This window comes from Shigella sp. FC1567 (genome assembly GCF_001743015.1).
Lineage (GTDB): Bacteria > Pseudomonadota > Gammaproteobacteria > Enterobacterales > Enterobacteriaceae > Escherichia > Escherichia coli.
Genome location: NZ_MIIV01000367.1, coordinates 1 through 627 on the forward strand (window position 1 = coordinate 1; position 627 = coordinate 627).

At 49.0% G+C, this 627-nt stretch carries 2 protein-coding genes and 1 pseudogene; 1 reads left to right on the forward strand and 2 read right to left on the reverse strand.

Going from position 1 to position 627, the window contains the following annotated elements; all coding sequences use genetic code 11:
- On the forward strand, positions 1 to 309 hold a 309-nt coding region (locus tag BHE85_RS18015; RefSeq protein ID WP_146627984.1), incomplete at its 5' end, for an integrase core domain-containing protein.
- A gap of 39 nt (positions 310 to 348) precedes the next feature.
- Here BHE85_RS18015 and BHE85_RS26835 read toward each other — a convergent pair.
- Both BHE85_RS26835 and BHE85_RS18020 read right to left on the reverse strand, forming a co-directional pair.
- Positions 349 to 483: pseudogene (locus BHE85_RS26835) on the reverse strand (hypothetical protein); the annotation flags it as partial.
- 17 nt (positions 484 to 500) lie between these two features.
- On the reverse strand, positions 501 to 617 hold the full coding sequence (locus BHE85_RS18020) for a DUF1737 domain-containing protein (protein WP_241548484.1): 117 nt from the start codon (positions 615 to 617) through the stop codon (positions 501 to 503).
- Between the last annotated feature and the right edge of the window lie 10 nt (positions 618 to 627).

Genomic DNA, 627 nt, shown 5'->3' on the forward strand with positions numbered 1-627 from the left:
CTAATCCACCACTCTGATCGAGGTTCACAGTACTGCGCATACGATTACCGGGTCATACAGGAGCAGTCTGGTCTGAAAACATCAATGTCGCGTAAAGGTCACTGTTACGACAACGCTCCGATGGAAAGCTTCTGGGGAACGCTGAAAAATGAGAGCCTGAGCCACTATCGTTTTAATAACCGGGATGAAGCCATCTCAGTAATACGGGAATACATTGAGATTTTCTACAATCGTCAGCGTCGTCACTCTCGTCTGGGGAATATCTCCCCGGCAGCCTTCAGGGAAAAATATCATCAGATGGCTGCTTAAAAAAGAACAAATGGTAGTGTCCGCTATTGCCAGTACACCTCATGCCGGTGCATTTATCTCCAGCACCAGACTTTCTATCTCAACGCCATACGTTGCATTTTTGGTAATATCCGTCAGCGTCAGTGCATTTAGTCCCACTGCCAGACTGTCTTTTATGGTCTGGAATGCCGGGCCAGTACGATGACGTAGTATCACTCCGGCTCAGTTGCACCACTGACCACCACATCACCTTCTGCTGCAATCGCCTGCATCAGGGTATAAGGGGTTATGGCCACCGGACTACCAAACGGCTGCCAGCCCTCTTTCAGTTTATGTGTC